Source organism: Neolewinella litorea (assembly GCF_004803465.1).
Taxonomy (GTDB): Bacteria; Bacteroidota; Bacteroidia; order Chitinophagales; family Saprospiraceae; genus Neolewinella; species Neolewinella litorea.
This window is the reverse complement of the sequence record NZ_SRSF01000002.1, coordinates 228,077-248,066: the sequence shown is the minus strand read 5'-3', so window position 1 is coordinate 248,066 and position 19,990 is coordinate 228,077. Positions and strand designations below refer to the sequence as shown.

16 protein-coding genes are annotated in these 19,990 nt (G+C 60.9%); 8 read left to right on the top strand and 8 right to left on the bottom strand.

Translation table 11 applies throughout. The features are described 5' to 3' along the window. Positions 1-8: 8 nt before the first annotated feature. From E4021_RS18020 to E4021_RS06725, 4 genes are all read right to left on the bottom strand, one after another. Entirely contained in the window at positions 9-869 is an 861-nt protein-coding gene (locus E4021_RS18020) for a T9SS type A sorting domain-containing protein (RefSeq protein WP_168797491.1), read from the bottom strand. A 1,218-nt stretch (positions 870-2,087) separates the two neighbouring features. Beyond that, positions 2,088-3,653: a helicase HerA-like domain-containing protein gene (locus tag E4021_RS06735; protein WP_136457678.1), complete on the bottom strand. Its 1,566-nt coding sequence runs from the start codon at positions 3,651-3,653 to the stop codon at positions 2,088-2,090. A gap of 7 nt (positions 3,654-3,660) precedes the next feature. Next, positions 3,661-4,560 (bottom strand): DNA/RNA non-specific endonuclease, encoded by a 900-nt coding sequence (locus E4021_RS06730; RefSeq protein WP_136457676.1) that lies wholly within the window; start codon positions 4,558-4,560, stop codon positions 3,661-3,663. Positions 4,561-4,584: 24 nt separating this feature from the next. After that, positions 4,585-5,610, bottom strand: a complete 1,026-nt coding sequence (locus tag E4021_RS06725) for a DUF2279 domain-containing protein (protein WP_168797490.1) — start codon at positions 5,608-5,610, stop codon at positions 4,585-4,587. Between the two features lie 163 nt (positions 5,611-5,773). On the opposite strand from E4021_RS06725, the gene rpe reads away from it, so the two are divergent. The 6 genes from rpe to E4021_RS06695 all read left to right on the top strand — a co-directional run bounded on the left by rpe (position 5,774) and on the right by E4021_RS06695 (position 10,737). Further along, positions 5,774-6,448: a ribulose-phosphate 3-epimerase gene (rpe, locus tag E4021_RS06720; protein WP_136457672.1), complete on the top strand. Its 675-nt coding sequence runs from the start codon at positions 5,774-5,776 to the stop codon at positions 6,446-6,448. A 94-nt stretch (positions 6,449-6,542) separates the two neighbouring features. Beyond that, entirely contained in the window at positions 6,543-7,127 is a 585-nt protein-coding gene (gene cysC / locus E4021_RS06715; protein ID WP_136457670.1) for an adenylyl-sulfate kinase, read from the top strand. Beyond that, positions 7,124-8,032, top strand: a complete 909-nt coding sequence (gene cysD, locus E4021_RS06710) for a sulfate adenylyltransferase subunit CysD (RefSeq protein ID WP_136457668.1) — start codon at positions 7,124-7,126, stop codon at positions 8,030-8,032. The genes cysC and cysD overlap by 4 nt, the downstream gene beginning before the upstream one ends. Positions 8,033-8,120: 88 nt before the next feature. Continuing rightward, a complete protein-coding gene (gene cysN / locus E4021_RS06705; RefSeq protein WP_136457666.1) occupies positions 8,121-9,383 on the top strand; it encodes a sulfate adenylyltransferase subunit CysN in 1,263 nt (420 codons plus the stop codon). A gap of 14 nt (positions 9,384-9,397) precedes the next feature. Beyond that, positions 9,398-10,210, top strand: a complete 813-nt coding sequence (locus tag E4021_RS06700; protein WP_136457664.1) for an MbnP family protein — start codon at positions 9,398-9,400, stop codon at positions 10,208-10,210. A gap of 263 nt (positions 10,211-10,473) precedes the next feature. Further along, the gene (locus tag E4021_RS06695; protein ID WP_136457662.1) at positions 10,474-10,737 is read left to right on the top strand and encodes a YkoF family thiamine/hydroxymethylpyrimidine-binding protein; all 264 of its coding nucleotides are present in this window, start codon (positions 10,474-10,476) and stop codon (positions 10,735-10,737) included. Here the strand turns inward: E4021_RS06695 and E4021_RS06690 are convergent. Together E4021_RS06690 and E4021_RS06685 are read right to left on the bottom strand one after the other, a co-directional pair. Beyond that, positions 10,734-12,056, bottom strand: coding sequence for an ABC transporter permease (locus E4021_RS06690; protein ID WP_136457660.1), 1,323 nt, complete (start codon positions 12,054-12,056; stop codon positions 10,734-10,736). The two genes, E4021_RS06695 and E4021_RS06690, sit on opposite strands and share 4 nt — an antisense overlap. Before the next feature lie 3 nt (positions 12,057-12,059). Beyond that, entirely contained in the window at positions 12,060-13,034 is a 975-nt protein-coding gene (locus E4021_RS06685) for an ABC transporter ATP-binding protein (protein WP_136457658.1), read from the bottom strand. 130 nt (positions 13,035-13,164) lie between these two features. On the opposite strand from E4021_RS06685, the gene E4021_RS06680 reads away from it, so the two are divergent. Then, on the top strand, positions 13,165-14,067 hold the full coding sequence (locus E4021_RS06680) for a diacylglycerol/lipid kinase family protein (RefSeq protein ID WP_136457656.1): 903 nt from the start codon (positions 13,165-13,167) through the stop codon (positions 14,065-14,067). Between the two features lie 19 nt (positions 14,068-14,086). On the opposite strand, the gene E4021_RS06675 is transcribed toward E4021_RS06680, so the two are convergent. Together E4021_RS06675 and E4021_RS06670 are read right to left on the bottom strand one after the other, a co-directional pair. After that, positions 14,087-16,048, bottom strand: coding sequence for a ComEA family DNA-binding protein (locus E4021_RS06675; RefSeq protein WP_168797489.1), 1,962 nt, complete (start codon positions 16,046-16,048; stop codon positions 14,087-14,089). A gap of 188 nt (positions 16,049-16,236) precedes the next feature. Beyond that, on the bottom strand, positions 16,237-17,178 hold the full coding sequence (locus E4021_RS06670) for an NAD(P)-dependent oxidoreductase (protein WP_136457652.1): 942 nt from the start codon (positions 17,176-17,178) through the stop codon (positions 16,237-16,239). Positions 17,179-17,251: 73 nt separating this feature from the next. On the opposite strand from E4021_RS06670, the gene E4021_RS06665 reads away from it, so the two are divergent. Further along, positions 17,252-19,873 (top strand): TonB-dependent receptor, encoded by a 2,622-nt coding sequence (locus E4021_RS06665; RefSeq protein WP_136457650.1) that lies wholly within the window; start codon positions 17,252-17,254, stop codon positions 19,871-19,873. The last annotated feature ends 117 nt before the right edge of the window (positions 19,874-19,990 follow it).

Genomic DNA, 19,990 nt, shown 5'->3' with positions numbered 1-19,990 from the left:
AGCCTTTCTTAGTCGATCAGGATGCGCTGGGTCAGTCCCCGCTCGCCGTTGATGCGCAGGAGGTAAATTCCCTTCGGCAAGTCGGCGGCGGGCAGGGGCTGTACTTCCCCGGTTAGTGGGAAGGTGACCAGCATCCTGCCGGTGATGGAGTACAGACTGGCCGTGTGGCCGGCAAAACCCGCCGCACGCAGCTGGATGGCCCCCACGGGAGCCGGCTGGGGCCAGACAGACAGCGCCTGGGCATTATCAGCCGCCGCTATGGTGATGATGTCGGAGAAATGGAAGGCCCCGTCAAAATCGATTTGCTTTAACCGGTACTGCAATTCCGTACCCGGTACGCCGTAGTCGGTGAATTCGTAATCCGCCCCCGTGCTACGGTTCATAGCAGCTACTTCGCCTACGGACGACCAGTTGCGGCCGCCGTCGACGCTACGCTGTACTTCAAAGAGTTCCGCATCCTCCTCGGATCCGGTGGTCCACTCCAGTTGCGCCTCACCGCCGCGGCGCTCGCCCAGCCAGCTGGTGTAGGTGACGGGTAGGGGGGCGGCGACTACGTAGCTGAAGTTGCTTCCACCGTTATTGTTGAAAGTAATGGTGCGCAGGTCGGCGTCGGCACTCGAGGGCGTTGCAAGGGCCGGGTTGTTTGTGCTGCTGCCGGAGGAAAACACATAGTATCTAACCGTCTGGCCATTGGTACCTACGGTCTTGGGAATATTTGCCGTGTAAACATTGGTGCCGCTGGTATTGGCCATCGCCAACACCGTAGAATTGGTGGCCGTAAAGGTGGGATCGGTAGTGTAGCGTAGCCACATGGTTTGGCCGTTAGAGGTGGTCTGACCGGAAGTACCGAGCTGTGCGGTAATGGTCACGGTCTGGTTCTCCGGGTGGCTTCCTCCATTTGCAACGGTAGCCCCAGTACGGTCTTTTGCAGTTACACTTGTGACTTCCCGGACAGGTTCATCTAGCCTCCAAAAAACAAATTTTGCAGACTCATTTGATGCTGGTGTTTTGAAAACATAGGTTTTATTGGCAATAGCCGAACCCGTCTGGAAGGATTGATTGTTTGCGGGGCCACAAGGATACTTCCCCACGATCTCCGTCCCGTCAAAACTAACGATTTGATAGTTTTGACTACAGTTACCATTACCCGCAAGATGGGCTACCTCCTGATCAGTACCAACCGCGTTTTTGGTGACTAATCGGAACCGTCTCTGACCGCTCGCATTACTCGACACAGTAATCGTCAATATCCTAGTAATACCAATACTTGGGTTAAAAGGGATTATAGTCGAATTACTAATGGTACCGTTGACTGCAACGCTGCCAAACGGGGCCTCTCCTTTTATGCCGTTCTGTGCAAAAAGAAGGGTTACCGAGGATAGAACAAAAATCAGAAGCAGGTAAAGTTGTTTCATAGCTAATTGTGTGTTCAAAGTGTACAAAAGTCTCAGACATGAGAAAAACGATGTACTAAGATAGTGTAAATGACAAATATTGTTCCTGGCGAGAAATTTATTTTGTCTGACAGGTTCCAGTCCGCGGTATGGTTAATGCGGGTCCTGCACTAATGTCACCCACACCTCGTAGTTCACGGTGCCCCGCAGGTGAGATTTGATAGGGGCCAACTTTTCCTGGAGAAGTGTGAACGTGGTGCTCATTCCGTTGGGTGGTTCTTGCCCTGCAATTGAGGTACGCACCTGACCGTATCCGGTGAAGCTGATGACGGTAGGAGAACCCACCAGTTTCAGCTTTTCAAAAGTCAGAAAGGAGAGTTTCCTACCGCTCCCACCGCCAAGGCGGAAGTTGGGTGGCCGGCGAACCGCCTCCAATATGCCATCCGTTGGGATTCGACTCTGGCCAGGGGTGAGCCTCGAACGGCAAATCGGTGGTGCCGTGGTGCGCAACCGGGACTAGCCGCCCGAGAAGCGCTGAAAACAGGGCCGACCAGTTGATCAGCGCAGGTTGATGTTGTGTCATGTGGGAGTTGTACAAAAGCGTCTGTCCGCTTCCGACGCTCAATTTACAGGAAGTAATGGTCGAGCTGATAAAAATTTTTCCCCGCTGAACTTTTCGGCATCCGGCCACGATCACCGCCGCCGCTTGATGCCCAATACCCCAAGAATTCCCCGCGCCACTTCGCGGGCCACCGTGCGGCCGATCTGCCGGGTCATGGTGTTGGACATGATCTCCTCGAGCATTGATTTTTCCCGGCCGGTCCTGCGCCGCGACGTGCTACTGGTCGTCTCCCGGGCCTTTTCCCGCTGCTCCTCCATCTCCGCGCGGTGTTCTTCGGCCCGCGCCCGTTCGAGTTTCTTTTCCAGAATCTCGTAGGCGCTTTCCCGGTCGATCGACTCATTGTACTTACGCACCAGGGAGGATGAGGAGACCAGCCGCGAGATCTCCTGGTCGGTCAGTACATCCATCCGGCTCTCGGGCGCGCGCAACATGGTCCGGACGAGCGGGGTAGGGCGTCCCTTGCGGTCCAGGGCGGTCACGAAAGCCTCTCCGGTACCCAGTTCGGTCAGCGTCTGATCGATATTATAGAAGTCGCTGAGTGGATAGTTCTCACTCGCCAGTTTGATGGCCTTGCGATCCTTGGCGGTAAAGGCGCGCAGGGCGTGCTGCACTTTGAGTCCGAGCTGGCCGAGTACATCCGAGGGGATGTCGGCGGGGTTCTGTGTCACAAATATCAGTCCCACCCCCTTTGACCGGATCAGCTTGATGATGGCCTCCAGCTGGTCGAGCAGGGCATCCGTAGCCTCCTCGAACACGAGGTGCGCCTCGTCAATAAACACCATCAGTTTGGGCCGGTCCAGATCGCCTTCCTCGGGGAAGGTGGCGTAGATTTCGGCCAGCAGTTGCAGCATAAAGGTGGAAAAAAGCTTGGGGCGGTCCTGCACGTCGGTCAGCCGCACGATTGAGACGATGCCGCGGCCGTTCTCGTCGAGGCGCAAGAGGTCTTCCACCTCGAAGCTCCGTTCTCCGAAGAATTTCTCGGCTCCCTGGCCCTCCAGTTCGACCACCCGCCGCATAATTGCTCCCACGGAGGCCGTCGAGATCCTTCCGTATTCCTTTTCTGCCGCGTCCTTACCCTCGTTGGTCATGTACTGCAGCACCTTGCGCAGGTCCTTGAGGTCGAGCAGGGGCAGGCCCTCGTCTTCGGCGTACTTGTAGGCTACGGCGATGATGCCCGACTGGGTATCGTTCAGGTCCAGCATCTTCGAGAACAGCACGGGGCCGAATTCCAGCACGGTAGCCCGTAAGCGGGCCCCCGGCTCATCGCTCAGGCTGAGCAGTTCGACCGGTGTTCCGCTGGCGGAGAAGGGAATGCCAATCGCCGCGTGGCGCTCGTCGATCTTGGGGTGGCCCCCCGCCGGCACGGCAATGCCGCTGAGGTCACCCTTGATGTCCATGAGCAGACTCGGCACGCCTTCGCGGCTCAACTGCTCGGCGATGATCTGCAGCGTCTTGGTTTTTCCCGTACCCGTGGCCCCGCCGATCAGGCCGTGGCGATTGAGGGTGCCCAGGGGAATGCGCACGAGGGTGCCCGTTTGGGTTTCTTCGCCCAGCATCGCACCGCCTAGCACGAACGACGGTCCTTCGAATGTGTATCCTTCCTCAATGGTCTGGCGAAACGCCTGCCGCTGCTCCATTACTCTTTTATTTTACGTGGTTCCATTGACCGATGCGACGGTCGAATTTTTTCTGATCGTAGTACCAGTCCCTGGCTTGGCTGGAGGACTCGATGGCCGCCTCCAGGTCGGGGGGCATAAGTTCGGGAAAGAAATCGATGCCGGTGCGCGCTTCCACTTCGTCGATGCTCATGGCGTAGTCGGCCAGGGGTTGGGTACTGACGGCATTCGGGATGACGAAACCGATCCCTTTTTGCTGCGGCTCATCCAGGTCCAGCACCACTTTATAGTAGGCGCGGGGGATGGCTACCTTGTTGTCACGGCCAATATAGGCCAGCGGAGGCTCACTGGTCACCGGACCCGTCACCACGTACAAGCGGCCGTCGCGACGGGCCCAGTCGCGCACTAGTTCTTCCAGTTCCCGCCAGATGCCCTGGTTGAAGGCGGGGTCCTGCGGACTGATGTTGGAGAAGTAAAAGGTTTCGTCGGCCAGCGCTTCGTCCCAGGCAAAATCGGCGAAGGGGGCCAGGTGCCCACGATCGTAGCCGCTGCCGCGGTAGTCGAAGTCGGTGGCCGATCCGGTGGAGACGCGTGGGTCGTCGCGAAAATTGTCGCGGCGGTCACTCCATTCCTTCTGCAGTTGGTCGCGGGTAAGCAGGTAGGCCACCCACTCGGCCTGCTCCCAGTCTTCGCGGTAGGAGAGCGTGAAACCGTTATGCGCAACGACCTCCCCCGAGGTGCCGCCGGGCAGGAACCACCCTTCCGCGGCGTAATCGGGACCGTACTGCACCGGCGTCCGCGCCCGATTCCAATGCTGGAAAGCCCACACCAGTCCGAAGAGGATAAGGGCAAAGAGGGTGAGCTTGAGGATGGTGCTGCCGGAAGCCGCCGCCCCGCGCCGCGCATGGTTCCTGCGTAATTTGGCCATGAAACGCAAGGTAGGCTACCGCCCTCACATGATCCAGTGACCGTAAAAGCGGCCGCGGCTGTACTCGAGGGCCGGGGCGGGTACTTTCACAAAATCGAGGATGCCGAGCGCGAGGCGTACCCACCGCTTGCGGGTGGGGATGCGGCTGAGGTAGATGTCCGGACTGAGGAACCACTGGCGGCGGCGGTCGCCCGTACGATAGCCGAAGCCCACACCGTTCTCCCGCCAGACATTCCCATAGGCGCCATACACATCCTCAACTCCATAACCAACGGCAATATTTAACCAGGGGGGGAGGGTGTGTGCCTGAACAATGGAGGCTATATTAATCGAGGCCCAGATCGTTTGCGCATTGTAATCTTTCAGGTACCGCTCGGCAACAGATGACCCAAATCGCAGACGACTGATGTTACCTAAATTTGAGGATGCTCCAGATGGATGTTCAACTACTATATCGGGTGGCGGTCGAAAATCATTCGACACTTTGAGCAGAATCCGCTGCTCTCGCCAGAGCGCGTCCTGCGCGGTAAATACCAGGCTGCCGGCGAGGTTGGCGCCCATGTCGCTCAGGCTGAAACCCCAGTTGGAGGAGAAGCCGTCCATGGTTTCAATGGTTGCCTGCAGCAGGTTGGCCACGCCGAGAGCGGTGTAGCGGGCGGCGGGTCGTTTGAGGCCCGTCCAGCGTAGTCCGGCAAAGGCCGTCCGGTTGAAAAAATAGGCGGTAAACAGGTGGCCGGCCTTGTCCATCTGTTCCCACTCCGGCCAGTCGTTGAAGGTGTGGAAGCTTTCCAGCTCGTAGCCCTTGTACCAGATCGAGTAGAGCCCGACCCCGAAGGCCGCGTACGCGCCGGCACCGATGCCCGCTGCGGTATAGAAGCGACCGCCATGGAACTCTTCCGCGGGCCGCAACCAATTATCTTCGGCCACCTCGGCCAGGGGGTCCCGCTGGGTGTAGTCGTAGCGCTGCCGGCCGTCCGTCTGAGACAGCAGGGCGTTGCACGCGGGTGCCAGGAACAGCAGGCAGAGCAATAGGGGTAGGGCTCGCTTCATAGGAATGGGCTTGGGGGATAACGTATCGGGGAGGGATTTTAGCATGGCGGCGGAGACTGTCATTCTGGCAGACGTCGGACGTCTGCCATTTTGACGCGTAGATTCCCGGTTTCCGACGCACGCCGTGGTTACATTTACGTCCCTCAGATTTAAAACCCCATTTATGGCACACCTCGTTGCTCCTTCCCTGCTTGCCGCCGATTTCCGCCGCCTCGACCAAGCGATTGAACTGGTGAATACCTCGGAGGCGGACTGGTTCCATCTCGACGTGATGGACGGCAGTTTCGTGCCCAACATCTCGTTCGGTCAATTCATCATCGAGCAGATAGCGGCGGAGGCCAAGAAGTACGTCGACGTACACCTGATGATTGACGACCCGGCACGCTACATCGACAGTTTCGCCCGGGCCGGCGCCAACGGGATCACGGTACACGCCGAAGCCTGTACCCATCTCCACCGCGTCGTCCAGATGATCAAGGAATCCGGTGCCAAGGCCGGCGTGGCCCTGAACCCGCATACCCCCGTCAGTATCCTGGAGAACGTGATCGAGGACTTGGACCTCGTGCTGATCATGACGGTTAACCCGGGCTTTGGCGGCCAGAAGTTCATCTACCACAGCCTGCAGAAGGTGCGGCAGACCGCAGAGCTCATCACGGTGCGCAACGCCCGGGCAATCATTGAGGTAGATGGCGGCATCGGCCTGCAGAACGCCCAGAAGGTGCTGGAGGCCGGCGCCCGGGTGCTCGTGGCGGGCAGCGCGGTGTTTGGAGCCGAAGATCCCGCTGGGGTCATTCGCGAGTTGAAGGCCATTGCGCCCAACCCGATAGCCTACGTGTAAAGTGTTTTATATGAACGTTTCATCCTGCTTAAACCTAGCAAAACGGTACCCTCGAAGCTGGGGGTAGCCCTATCTTTGCGGCCTAATCCAAGATATGGCCGATAATATTCACCCCATACACGACCAACTGGTACAACGCGAGGAGCGGGAAGCCGCCCACGGCCACCGCGGCGCGGTGGTTTGGCTCACCGGCCTGTCGGGCAGCGGAAAAAGCACCATCGCCGCCGCTGCCGAACGCAAGCTGTTCGAGCGCGGTGTGTTGGTCAGGGTGCTCGACGGCGATAACGTGCGCGACGGCCTCAACGGTAACCTCGGCTTCAGCCTCGAGGACCGCGCCGAAAACACCCGCCGCGTCGCGGAAGTTGCCAAGCTGTTTGCCGATACCGGCGCGGTGGTCCTGTGCTCCTTCGTTAGTCCTACCCGGGAGATGCGCGCCACGGTGGCCGACATCGTGGGTAACGACGATTTCCTGGAAGTGTACGTCAACGCCCCCCTGGAGGTCTGCGAGCAGCGCGACGTCAAAGGGCTGTACGCCAAGGCCCGCGCCGGCGAAATCAAGAACTTCACCGGTATTGACAGTCCCTACGAGGCACCGGAGAACCCATTTTTGGAACTGCGGACGGCCAACCTCACGGTCGAGGAAGCCGCCGACGAACTCATTGAAGCACTCCCCCTATGACCAGCAACTACCAGCTCAACCACCTGCGCGAGCTCGAATCCGAGAGCATCTTCGTGCTGCGTGAAGTCGCCGCCCAGTTCGAAAACCCCGTGCTGCTGTTCAGCGGCGGCAAGGACTCGATCCTGATGGTCCACCTGGCCGTAAAGGCCTTTTACCCCGCCAAGATCCCCTTCACCCTCCTACACGTCGATACCGGACACAATTTTCAAGAAACGATCGACTACCGCGACCGGCTGGTCGACCACATCGGCGCCAACCTGATCGTCGGTTCCGTCCAGGAAGCCATAGATAACGGGATGGTCCGCGAGGAAACGGGCTACAACGCCACCCGCAACTACCTGCAGACGGCCGTGCTGCTCGACTCGCTCGAAAAAGGAAAGTATGACGCCGCTCTGGGGGGTGGCCGCCGCGATGAAGAGAAGGCCCGCGCCAAGGAGCGATTCTTTAGCCACCGCGACGAGTTCGGTCAGTGGGACCCCAAGAACCAGCGCCCCGAACTCTGGAACCTCTTCAACGGCCGCAAGCAATACGGCGAGCACTTCCGCGTGTTCCCGATCTCCAACTGGACGGAACTCGACGTATGGCAGTACCTGGCGGTTGAGGAAGTGGAACTGCCCAGCCTCTACTTCGCCCACGAGCGCAACGTATTCCGTCGCGACGGCATGCTGCTGGCCGAATCCGAATATCTTCCCCGCCGGCCAGAGGAAAAACTGGAAAAAATGACCGTGCGCTGCCGCACCATTGGCGACATCACCTGCACCGGTGTGTGGAAATCCGAGGCTTCAACCCTGGAAGACATCATCGCGGAAGTCAGCATCGCCCGGCAAACCGAACGCGGCGGACGTGCCGACGACAAGCGTTCGGAAACCGCCATGGAAGACCGCAAAAAACAGGGGTATTTCTAGAGGGCCCCCTGCCCCGTTTTCACCGATCGCGCCGGCGTTCCCGCGCACTGCGCCCTTTGTATATCGATTCTCGTAAATTTTTATTTTCATGGTCAATTCTCTAGCGCATACCGAGCTGCTTCGCTTCACCACCGCCGGATCGGTCGATGACGGTAAATCTACCCTCATCGGGCGCCTGCTGTACGATTCGAAGTCCATCTTCGAGGACCAGTACGAGGCCATCTCTCAGACCAGCGCAAAGCGTGGGGAAGAGGGTGTCAACCTCGCCCTGCTCACCGACGGGCTCAAGGCCGAACGCGAACAGGGAATCACCATTGACGTGGCCTACCGTTACTTCGCAACCCCCAAGCGGAAGTTCATCATCGCCGATACCCCCGGACACATCCAGTACACCCGCAACATGGTCACCGGCGCCTCCACCGCCAACGTGGCCCTGATTCTGGTAGATGCCCGCAAAGGGGTAGTAGAGCAAACCCGGCGGCACGCCTTTATTGCCTCCCTGCTGCAGATCCCCCACCTGATCGTCTGCATCAACAAGATGGACCTGGTTGATTTCAATGAAGAAGCGTACAACCGCATCAAGGACGATTTCAGCGCCTTCAGCCACCGCCTGGACGTCAAGGACGTCGACTTTATCCCTATGTCGGCCCTCCTCGGCGACAACGTGGTGGACCGCAGTACCAACATGGACTGGTACGGCGGCAGCACCCTGCTCTACGCCCTGGAAAACGTTCACATCGGCAGCGATAACAATTTCATCGATTGCCGTTTGCCGGTACAGACCGTCATCCGGCCCTACAGCGACGAATACCACGATTACCGCGGTTACGCCGGCCGCATCGCCGGGGGCGTCTTCAAGAAAGGCGATGAGGTGGTCGTCCTGCCCAGCGGATTTTCCTCCCGCATCGCCAAGATCGATTCCTACGACGGAGAACTTGAGGAGGCCTTTCCCCCGATGTCCGTCACCCTGCTTCTGGAGGATGACATCGACATCAGTCGTGGCGATATGATCGTGCGGCCCAACAACCAGCCCGACGTGACCCAGGACGTGGAGGTCATGCTCTGCTGGTTTAACGAACGGCCGCTACAGCCCCGTGGCAAGTACGCGATCATGCACACCACCCAGGAGGCCCGCTGCATCATCAAGGACGTGCGCTACCGCCTGGACATCAACACCCTGCACCGGGACGAGGAGAACAAGGAGATCAAGATGAACGACATCTGCCGCGTCCTGCTCCGCACCACGGCCCCCCTGCTGACCGACCCCTACCGTAAAAATCGCATCACGGGATCCATTATCCTGGTGGACGAACAGACCAACGAAACGGTCGCCGCGGGGATGATCATTTGAGCAAAATCAGTACTATGCGTCTCCTCCTGGCCGCCGGCCTCGCCTGTTTGCTGTCTGCCTGTTACGAGGAGCGGGTAGGGTGCCTGGACCCCGACGCCGCGAATTATGAACTGCGGGCCGATGTGGCCTGTCCCGACTGCTGCACCTATCCCCAACTGTCGATCCGAATCCGCCCGACCTGGGAAGACACGACCATCGTCATCGGGCAAACCTACACCGACGGGGCGGGCAACCCCTTTCAGATCGTCCGCTTCCGCTACTATCTGGGAGACCTGGTGTTGCTCTCGTCTGAGGGCGACCTGCCCACCCCGGTCCGGCCGGTGGAGGTGCGCGTCTTAAATGGAACCGATACTCTCACCTCAGTCGTCAACGGCAATTACCTGCTCGCATCGGCGGCAACGGCCACCACGATGGTCGGCGCGCTGCAGATCGGTGCGGCCTCGGTCAACGGGCTGGGCGGCACCTACGGACTGCCCGATCGCTACCGACCGGTGGTGCCGGCCAGCGCACCCTCCGGGGATGCCCTGCGCACCCAACCCGGGCGCCTGAATTTCCGCGATGGGCGCGGCTACGTGCAGGCCCGCCTGGAGTACACCCTGGAACCCGGCGGCGATACCCTCTCGGTAAGTTCCTTCGGCAGCCAACCCTTCGTGCTGGATTTTGGACAAGACCTCGAGCCGCTGCGGGGCTTTAATCTGCGCATCGACCTCGACGCGCGTCTGGCGGATCTTCTTGGAGATATCGATCTGGCGGCCGACTCCGCCAGCGTGGCCGCGGACCTCAACCAGCCGGTGGACTTTCTCATTCCCGTGGGCCTTTCGCAGTAAGGAATGGTAGCCGACCATGCCCGTTTCCCTGATCGGTAACCTGTTCAACCTGAGCGGGGAGGGTCACCGCGTCCTCGCCGTTTGGCCGGGACGACGCCTACTACGTATTCTTTCAGCCCAAGGACGCGAATACGCAGCCGCTGGGCATTTTTCAGGGCAGTCCCTTCGCGGCTTACCGGTTATCCATCTTCGGGGCGCCCATTCTCTCCCTAGCCTATAAATTTACGTTTTTACCGTAAGCCATTGCACCCGCGAACCCGCCCATGAACGTAGCCGTAGAACTCTCCCTTTATCCACTGACGCCCGACTATAAACCGGTGATCATCGACTTTATCAAGCGACTGCAGGACGGTGGCATAGAAGTAGCCACCAACCCCCTAAGTACTCAGCTGACGGGCGACTACGATGTCGTAATGCGGGCACTTACCGAGGCGATGCGCCCCACCTTGGCCGGTGACGCCGCCTGTTCCTTCGTGATCAAGATCCTTAACGTGGCCATTGCGCCCGGCGAGCGGGTGGAGATCTAGTACTTGGCGGTAATCCAGCGGCCCATGTCCTTGAGGCTGGATTTCTTGCCGTAATTGAGGATGCCGATGCGGTAGATGCGCGAGGCCATCCAAACCATCAGCGCGGCAAAAAGGAAGACCACAACCAGACTGATCGCGACCTGCCAGAGCGGCGGATCGAAAGCCAGCCGCGCCGGCATCACGATGGGGGCGAATAGAGGGAAAATGGAAGACCAGACCGCCAGACTGGAATTGGGGTTCTGGATGGCCGCCATCATAATGTAGAAGGCCAGAATGACCGGAATCGTGATGGGAATGGTGAGCGTCTGGCTCTCGCCCATATCGTCGCCCATGGCACTGCCGACGGCTGCGAAGAGGGCCGCGTACATGAAGTAGCCCCCCAGGAAGTACAGGATGAAGCAGGGCAGAATAAGCCACCAGTTAAGGTCGGTGAGCCCGCCGGCCAGTTTCGCGACCATGGACTGCATTTCCTCCGGGTCAATGTCCGGGCTGTTCGGCATCTGGCTGGGCTCGGCGTCGAGACCGAAAAAGAGGCCCACCAGAAAGAGGAGTCCGGGGATCATGATCATCCACGCCAGCACCTGCGTGAGCCCGAGGGCGCCGACCCCGATGATCTTGCCGAGCAGGAGGGTAAAGGGGCGAACGGAGGAAATGACCACCTCCACGATGCGGTTGGTCTTTTCCTCCATCACGGAGCGCATGACCATCATGCCGTAGACGAACACCGAGATGTACATCAGGAAACCCATTACCGTACCGATCCCGGCCCCGATGGCGGCGGCCATGCTGCGGTCGTCGGACTCGCCCTCCGCTGTAGCGGTGAGGCTGCGCACGCTGATGTCCACGTCGGTATCCAGGCTGGCCAGGGTGTTTTGGTCAATCTCCAGAGCCTCGATCTTGTATTCCCGCAGGGCGTCCTCTACCCGGCGCTTAATGCGCGACTGGGCGTCGATGCTCAGGGTTTCGTCGCTGAAGAGCTGGACGCGGAAATTGCGGTTGCGTGGGTTGACCACTTCCGGAACTACAAGGATGCCGGAAAAGTCGCGGTCTTCCTCGGGGTGCTCGCGCAGTTCATCCAGCGGCTGATCCACGAAGCGGAAGTAGAGCCCGTTTTCGTCGGGTAGGGCACCATTAAACAGGTTGCCGTCGTCGATGACCGCGATGCGTTTGACGTCGTCGTTTTCGTAGCTGAAGACCGCGTTGGCGATCACGACGAAGAGGGCCAGTCCGATAGGGGTGAGCAGGGTGGCCAGGATGAAGGAACGGCGGCGGACGCGGGTGAGGTACTCACGGCGGATGACGAGCCAGAGGTTGGACATAAGTTAGCGGTTGGCGTGGGCGGAAGAAGGGGTGGCCATGAGGGCTTCCTCGGGGGTGGATTGGTCGAGTCGGGTCACCCGCTTGATGAATATCTCATTCAGGCTGGGCAGCAATTCCTGAAATCCCTGAATTTGTACGCCCAGGTTCAGGAGGCTGCGGAGCAGGTCGTTGCTGTCTTCACCGGGCTGCAGCTTGATGTCGACGGTGGAAACCGTGGGATTCAGCAGGTGATGATGCTGGCCCACGGCGGGGGGTAACTGACCGGCGTAGGTGATGCGGTAGCGGTGCTCGTTGAATTCCCGACGGATCTCGCGCACTTTGCCCTGCAGGATGTTCCGACCCTGGTCAATGAGCACGATGTATTCGCAGAGTTCCTCCACCTGTTCCATGCGGTGGGTGCTGAAGATCACGGCGGTGCCCTGCGCGTGCAAGCGCAGGATCTCGGCCCGCATCCGGTTGGCGTTCACGGGGTCGAGTCCGCTGAATGGTTCGTCAAGGATCAGCAGTTTCGGGTCGTGCAGCACGGTGGCGATGAACTGTACCTGCTGCTGCATCCCCTTGCTGAGCTCTTCCACCTTTTTCTTCCAGTGCCCTCCGAGCTCAAACTTGGCGAGCCATTCGCGGGCGCGGTCTTCGGCGTCGCGCGCACTCATGCCCTTGAGCTGGCCCAGGTAAAGTAGTTGCTCGCCTACGTACATGGACTTGTACAATCCCCGCTCCTCCGGCAGGTAGCCAATCTGGGTGGGGTGGTAACCGCTCAGGGGTGCCCCGGAGAAGTAGATCGTTCCGCTGTCGGGGGCCGTGATGGTCGTGATCATGCGGATCAGGCTTGTCTTACCGGCACCGTTGGGGCCGAGTAAGCCCAGGATCGCATCCGGCGGCATGGCGAAGGATACATCGTCGACGGCAACTTTTTCGCCGTAGGTCTTGCGAACGTTCCGGACCTCGATCACGGGTGCACTGGAGTGAGCTGTCATGGGGTAAATTCAATGAGTAGTGGGCACCAAGATCACCTATAATACGGAGAATCCATGCCAATAAGGACGAGTGGTTCGACTGCATAGACGAACGTTGCGGCCCCAACATTCGCTGCCGTACTATTGTAACATGACGACCGACCCCCACTTCATCGTAAATCCCGCGGCCGCCGGCGGCCGCGCCGCGCGGTGGTGGAAGTACGCCTGGCCGGTACTGAACAAGCGCCTGACGGGAGCCACCTTTACCCTTTCCGACCGTCAACATCCGCTCGCCGACCGTCTTGCCGCGGCCGTATCCGCAGGGCACACCGAGATCGTGGGCGTGGGCGGCGACGGCACCCACCATGACCTGGTGAACGCCGCAGTTGATCACGCCCTGACCTCCGCGTTTACCTATACGCCCCTGCCCCTGGGCTCCGGGAACGACTGGTGCCGCACCCTCCGCGTGCCGCGCCACATCCTGCAGTGGCTGGAAATGCTGGAAAAGAGTACCGTCATCGACCACCGGGTCGGTAAACTCACCTACGGGGAAGGCCGCGAACGCCACTTCGTGAACGCCGCCGGACTGGCCTACGATGCGGCAGTGGTCCGGCGCTGCGCCGACTCCGACTACAAGCACCGGCTGATCTATCCGGTCCTGACCGCCCTGCACCTGCCCGCCTTTCAACCTCCGCGACTGACCCTCGATTACAACGGGACCCAAGTCGTGGGCACCTTCCACACCATCAACATCGGACTGGGACGCTATAAGGGAGGCGGCATGGAACTCCTGCCCCAGGCCAGTCCCACCGCTGACACCCTTGCCCTGACCTACGCCACCGGTGTACCATTGCACCGCATCGTGACCAACAGCTGGCGCTTCTACACGGGCAGCATTGGCCGGGTGGAGGGCGTGACCACCTGCCACGCGCGGGTCATATCGGTCAGCGGGCCTACCGGCCTGGAGGCCGACGGCGAGTACCTGGGTACTACGCCGGTGCGGGCCGAACTCATCGGGCAGCGCCTGCGGGTGCGGTGCGGACTCCGGCCGTAAAGGCATTCGCGCAAACCTCTCACCAACGCCAGATCACCTGTGCGCTGAGATCCGTCCGGTGCGTCTTTCCGGTTGCTTCTTGTCCGGTGCCGAAGGTATTGCCGTCGGTGGACTGGCTGCGGGCCGCCCGGGCCTCCAGCGTCAGTCCCCGGATGCCCTTGTAGCGCAACAGCAAATACCCGCGCACACCTTCGCCGTAGTAAGGCAGTACGTAAGCATTGTAGGTGAGTCCGTTCTCGTACTCGTAAAAGCGAACCTCGTATCCCGGTGTAGCGAAGGCGGCAAGGCGAGCGGAAAAACTCAGGGGCCCCATGGGTCGGTAGTGCAGGTCCTGGAAGAGTAGAATGCCGCGACGCGCGTCCGTACCTGCATAGCGGGTGAAGCCCATATCCAGTCGACTGCGCCACTCCAGGGTGGGGCTAAGGTGGTATCCGGCGTGCAGGCGCGCCTGGAATCGGGTACGGTCCACCACGGCGTCCAGTCGGTCGTCCTGGTCGCTGCGCAGCGTTGCGCCCTTCGTTTCGGTGCGGATCTCGAGGTAACTGTCGAGTTTCCGCTTGCGGGCGTAACTCAGGCGCAGGCGGTACTCCCGTCCGGCGGTGGGGGCGTCCAGGTTATAGCGCACCCAGTCGTGGTGCCAGAGGTCGTAGTAGGCGTTGATGCGCCAGCGGGCCGCGGGACGCACTTCCAGGCCTACGTACAGCCCTTCTTCGTTGCGACCGCCGCCGGATTCGCCGAAGGGCTGCGCGCTCAGGGCCTGGTAATCGCGGTCGTACTTTCGGTAAACCACGGCCACGTCGGTGCGTCGGTCGATGCCGAGATTGACGCCATGCAGCATGGCCGTTCCCGCGCCTACGGCACCCGCGACCTCGCCAAAAAAGGAAAAGTTGCGCAGGCGGTAGCGGTAGTCCAGGCTCACGTTCTGCAGGTCGGTGCCGCGGAAGTAAAAGCGATTGTAGGGTCGCGGCGTAGGCAGTAGTGGCCGGCTCAGGTGCTCGCCCAGCAGATTCAGGCCGAGGTGGAGTCGGGGGGTGGGCCGGTACCGCAAGCTGCCGCCGTAGCTGGTCTGGGTGAGGGCGTTGCGGTCCATACGTTCCCCCACGGTACGGTGGTAGCCGCTGAGGTTCAGAGAGGTGACGCCGAGGGAGTCGCGCGTCGGGTTGGCGGTGCGGCGGCGATGACTACCGAAGAGGGTCAACTCAAGATCTTCCCCTAGGGCCAGGGTCGTGCCCGCCCCGCGCATGAAGTTGAACTCGTTGACGCTGGCGTAGGGCTGCAGGGTAGGGGAGGTGCGCGCCACGCTCGTCGTATAGCTACTCTTCCCGAAACCGAATCCCGTGAACAGAATCAGCCCCTGGCCCATGCTGACCGTAAAATCACCGAGGGCCACCGCGCGCACCCGCCGGTCGAGGTTGCGCAGGAACAGGTGGGCGCTGTAAAAATCGAAGCCCCGCCCCCCGCGAAAAAAGGGCTCCCCCGGATCCTTCTCGGCTACCACGCCGAGGCTGAGTTGGTTGCCGTAACGCTGCCGGTATTTGGTGTAGAGGCGCAGGGGGCTTCCTGCGTAGGCCGGGTTGGGCGGGGTATAGCCGCGCGCCCGTTCCAGTCGCCGGCCGGCGCGGATGTACACCTCCCGCGTGCCCTGGGTAAGCAAGGTGGACAGCGGCACGCTCACATCGTCGAGGCCGGTACCCACCTTCACGTAGGGCAGCAGCCGGCGGATCGTCTCGAGGTCCAGACCCGGCACAGCCTGCAACTCATAGATGCTGATGAACCGCCCGAGCGCTTCGCGGTAGGCCAGCAGCCGGTCGATTTGCAGCGGGGAGAGCAGGTACAGGGACCCGAGTTCTTCGGCGGTGGCCGCATTCAGGTCGAGTGGCCGGCGCGCGTAGGCTTCCAGCACATCGAAGGCCGCATTGAAGGTGAACTCACCTCCTTCTTCGGCCTGCTGCGCCACAACGTCCTCGATCAGTTGGTCCACGGGTTCCGTCTGCGCTCCCACGGGCCAGCCCAGCACCAAAAACAACAGCAGGGCGGCGGCGCGCGGGTGCCGCAGAAAGCGGGAAGGCTGTGCCGGTCGGTTACGCGTACCCGGGGGGTGTGGCCCAGTTTGCGGGGCTACTTGCCGTGATTTGGTCGCCGGAACGCACAAGAAGAACATCCTAGATATTACCAGCCTTCGCGAATGTTCTGAATGATGCCGTCGATCAGGCGGGTGCGTGCTTCTACACTGGCCCAGGCGACGTGCGGAGTGAGCAGGAGGTGCTCCCGCTTCTCGACGCTGAGGTAAGGATGATGGTCGGGCAGGGGCTCGGTGGTGAAGGTGTCGACCGCCGCCCCGGCGATCTCGCGGGCGTCGATGGCACGGGCCAGGTCGGCTTCCACGACGATGCCGCCGCGCGCCATATTGATCAGGTAGGCGGAGGACTTCATCCGCTGCAGCTGCGGGTAGGCCAGCAGGTCGCGGGTCTCATCCGAGAGCGCGCAGTGGAGGCTCACTACGTCGGCGGTTTCCAGCAATTCGTCCAGTTCCAACCGTGCGTAGGGCACGTCGTGGTCGCTGCCGCTGATGCTGTGGTAGACGACCTCGGCGCCGTAGGCCGCCGCCAGCTCGGCCACCCGCGTACCGATGGCCCCGAGCCCGATCACGCCGAAGCGTTTCTCATTTAGCTCGTGAAAGGGGTGGCGCCACATCGTGAAGTCGCGCGCTTTGCTGTATTCTCCGTTGTAGACCGATTCGTTGAGGTGCAACAGGTCCATGGCCACGGTAAAGTAGGCCGTGAGGGTAAGCTGGGCAACAGAGTCGGTGCTGTACCCGGCCACGTTGCGCACGGGAATGCTGCGCGCTTCGGCGGCGTCGTGATCGACATTATTCGTGCCGGTGGCGGCGATGCAGATCAGTTTCAGGTCGGGCAGCTGCCCGATTACCTCCGCGTCGATTTGCAGCTTGTTGGTGATGATCACCTGAGCGTCCGCCGCGCGGGTCGCTACCTCATCTTGGGTACTATAGTCGTAGGTAACGAAGTGCCCCAGTTCCCGAAAGCGGTCAAAGGCGGGAAGGTCGCTTAGGGAAGCGGCGTCGAGGAATACTATTTTCGGCGGTTGGGGCATGGTTGGGGTTTGAACCGGACAAATTATAAATCCGGCGGTAAACAAAAGAATCCTTCGGGTCGCTTTAGTCGGTATGCGTCACCTTTCCTTGTTTCACTCTCTCTTGCTGGTCCTGTTCTCCCTTCCGCTCGCGGCCCAGGAGGCCGAGGTTTCCGGCACGGTTACGGGCGTCAATGGCGATACCCTGGTGGGGTGTTCCGTACAGGTCGTGGGGTCGGTCATCGGCGACGTCACCGGCGTGGACGGCCACTACCGACTGGAGGTGCCGCCGGGCCGCATCCGTATCCTGGCTTCCTATATTGGATACGAGAATTTCGATACGACCATCCGGGTCACGCCCACCGACCGTCATATTGAGCTCGACATCCGGATGGGGGAATCCTTCGTGGAGATGGGGGAAGTGATCGTCTTCGGTCGGCGCGCTTCCGGCCAGGCGCAGGCCCTGCGGCTGCAGCAATCGGCCATCACCCAGCAAACGATCATCCACTCCGAGCTTTTCAATAAGTACCCGGACATCACGCTGGCGGAGACCGTGCAGCGGATGCCCGGCGTGACGATCACCCGCAACCGGGGGGAGGGAGAGCTGGTGCAGGTCAGGGGACTCCCCGAGCAGTACACCGCCATTTCCCTTAACGGCCAACGGCTGCCGGCGGTACAGCCCGAGGCCGACCGCGCGGGCAGTCTGGATATTATCCAGTCCAACCTGGTGGAACAAGTGCGCGTCATCAAAGCACGTAGTGCCGATATGGACGCCGATGCGATCGGGGGTACGGTAGACTTCCGGATCCGGCAGCCGGAGCGGCAGTTTGAGGTATTGTTGCAGGGCGGCGGCGGCTCGAACTTCGGGTTCGACCGCTTTAACCCGCAGGGTTCCGGGATCCAGCAGGGGGCTGCGGTACTCAATTCCGAGCTCAGCGACGAGACCATCTACGGGCTGATTGCGGGCAGTTACTTCCGACACGCCCGCGGTAACCGGATGCAGCGCTTCGACTACGGGGATGACGGCGTGACCGGCCAGGAAGTCAGCCGGGTGCGGCCCATCGACACCGACCGGGTAACGGCCAAGAAAGGCATGATCGGGGCCATCGAGTTGCGGCCCAGCATCTACAACCGCCTGCGGCTGAGCTACAACTATAGCGCGGTCGACGAAGACGTCTATACCCGTGAGGTCAACTTCTGGGGGCGCGAGAACGCCCGGGAAAACCGCATCGCCACCAAGTGGCAGGAACAGCGCCGCCTGAACATGGTGGCCCTGGAGGTGGAGAACAACTTCCCCAACGCCCAGCTGGCCTATGCCCTGAGCTTCGCCAGTACCAGTGAGCGGCTGACCGACCGGCAGCGGGCCGTCAACAGCGTAGCGGGCGGTAACGCGGAACCCCTGACGCCGGAGGAGTATCTGTCGCTCACCGCCGACGATACGCGCTATCCGGGACAGGGATTACCCCGCACGGCCACCGAACAAGAGCGCCTCAACCTGGAGGAGGACATCGCCATCGGTGGCATTAACTACACCCGCTACACCAACGCGAACCGGTCCAGTTTCTTCCGTGCCGGGGCCCGCTACCGGATCAAGGAGCGCAGCTACCAGGAATTTTTCGTCCGGCAGACCGGCGACCGCGGTCCCGACGTGGGGCCGGGCGGGTTTGCGGACCTGGACAGTGAAGCCAGGCTGGTCGAAAATCCAGACCTGGAGGCCGGCCCCAATTACACCGCCGGGGAGAAGATCGCCGCCGGTTACCTGATGTACGTCAACAACTGGAATGCCAAGCTAAGTACCTCCATGGGCCTCCGCTACGAGTATACCGATCTCGACTACGCCCTCGCGCTCTCCGGTCAGGTAGACTCCAGCAGCTATAATGACCTTTTCCCTAGCCTAAACGTCACTTACCGGGTCCGCCGCGACCGCCAGTTCCGCCTGGCCTACTACGAAGCCATCGCGCGGGTACCTTACGCCACCCTGGTGCCCACCCTGGACTACGCCGAACGCCGGCAGGCCCGTCTCGACGTGTTTTCCATCGGTAATCCGACAGTCGCGCCGACCTACAGCCGCAACATCGACGTGGGCTTCGAGCGCTACGGTCGCAACGACGGGCTAATCAGCATCGGTGCCTACGCCAAGTTTCTGGAAAACCCCACCGTCCGCACTGCCGAGTTCGCCCTCATCAACCAGCAGCCCTCCCTGGGGTACTCGATCGCCAATACCGCCGACGCTACGCTGCTGGGCCTCGAACTGGGCTTCTACCAGAACCTGGCCTTCCTCAATCCGGGCTGGCGCTTCCTTAACCTCAACGGCAACGTCAACTTCAACAGCTACAAGCTTGACGGGCAAAGCAGTGAAGACGCCACCCTGGCCCAGGCCCCGCGCCGTTCCGCCAACCTCAGCGTGGTATACAGCAACCCCAAGCAGCGCCTTAACCTCGTCATCGCGGGCAACTACCGCAGTTCTACGCTCGATCTGCTTCAGGACGGCCAGCCCGTATGGATCAACGCGGTAATCAGTCTGGATTTCGCGGCGGACTACGAGTTGTTCAAGGACATCTCCGCCTACGCCCGCCTCAACAACGCTACCGACCACGCTTCCGAGCGCTACATCGGCAAGCCGGACCAGGACAATTCCCTCTTGCTCTCCACCACCCAGTATGGCGTGTGGGGCGTATTGGGCCTGCGGTGGCGACCGGGCGGAGCCAATTTTTAAGCTCCGGCACGAGTAAATTCTCACCGCATGGCAGCCCCCGGAAGGGGCCGGGGCCGTCCGCAAGGAGTTTACCAGCAAACCGGGTAAATGCGTAAGTTTGCCAAAACCTTAACCACT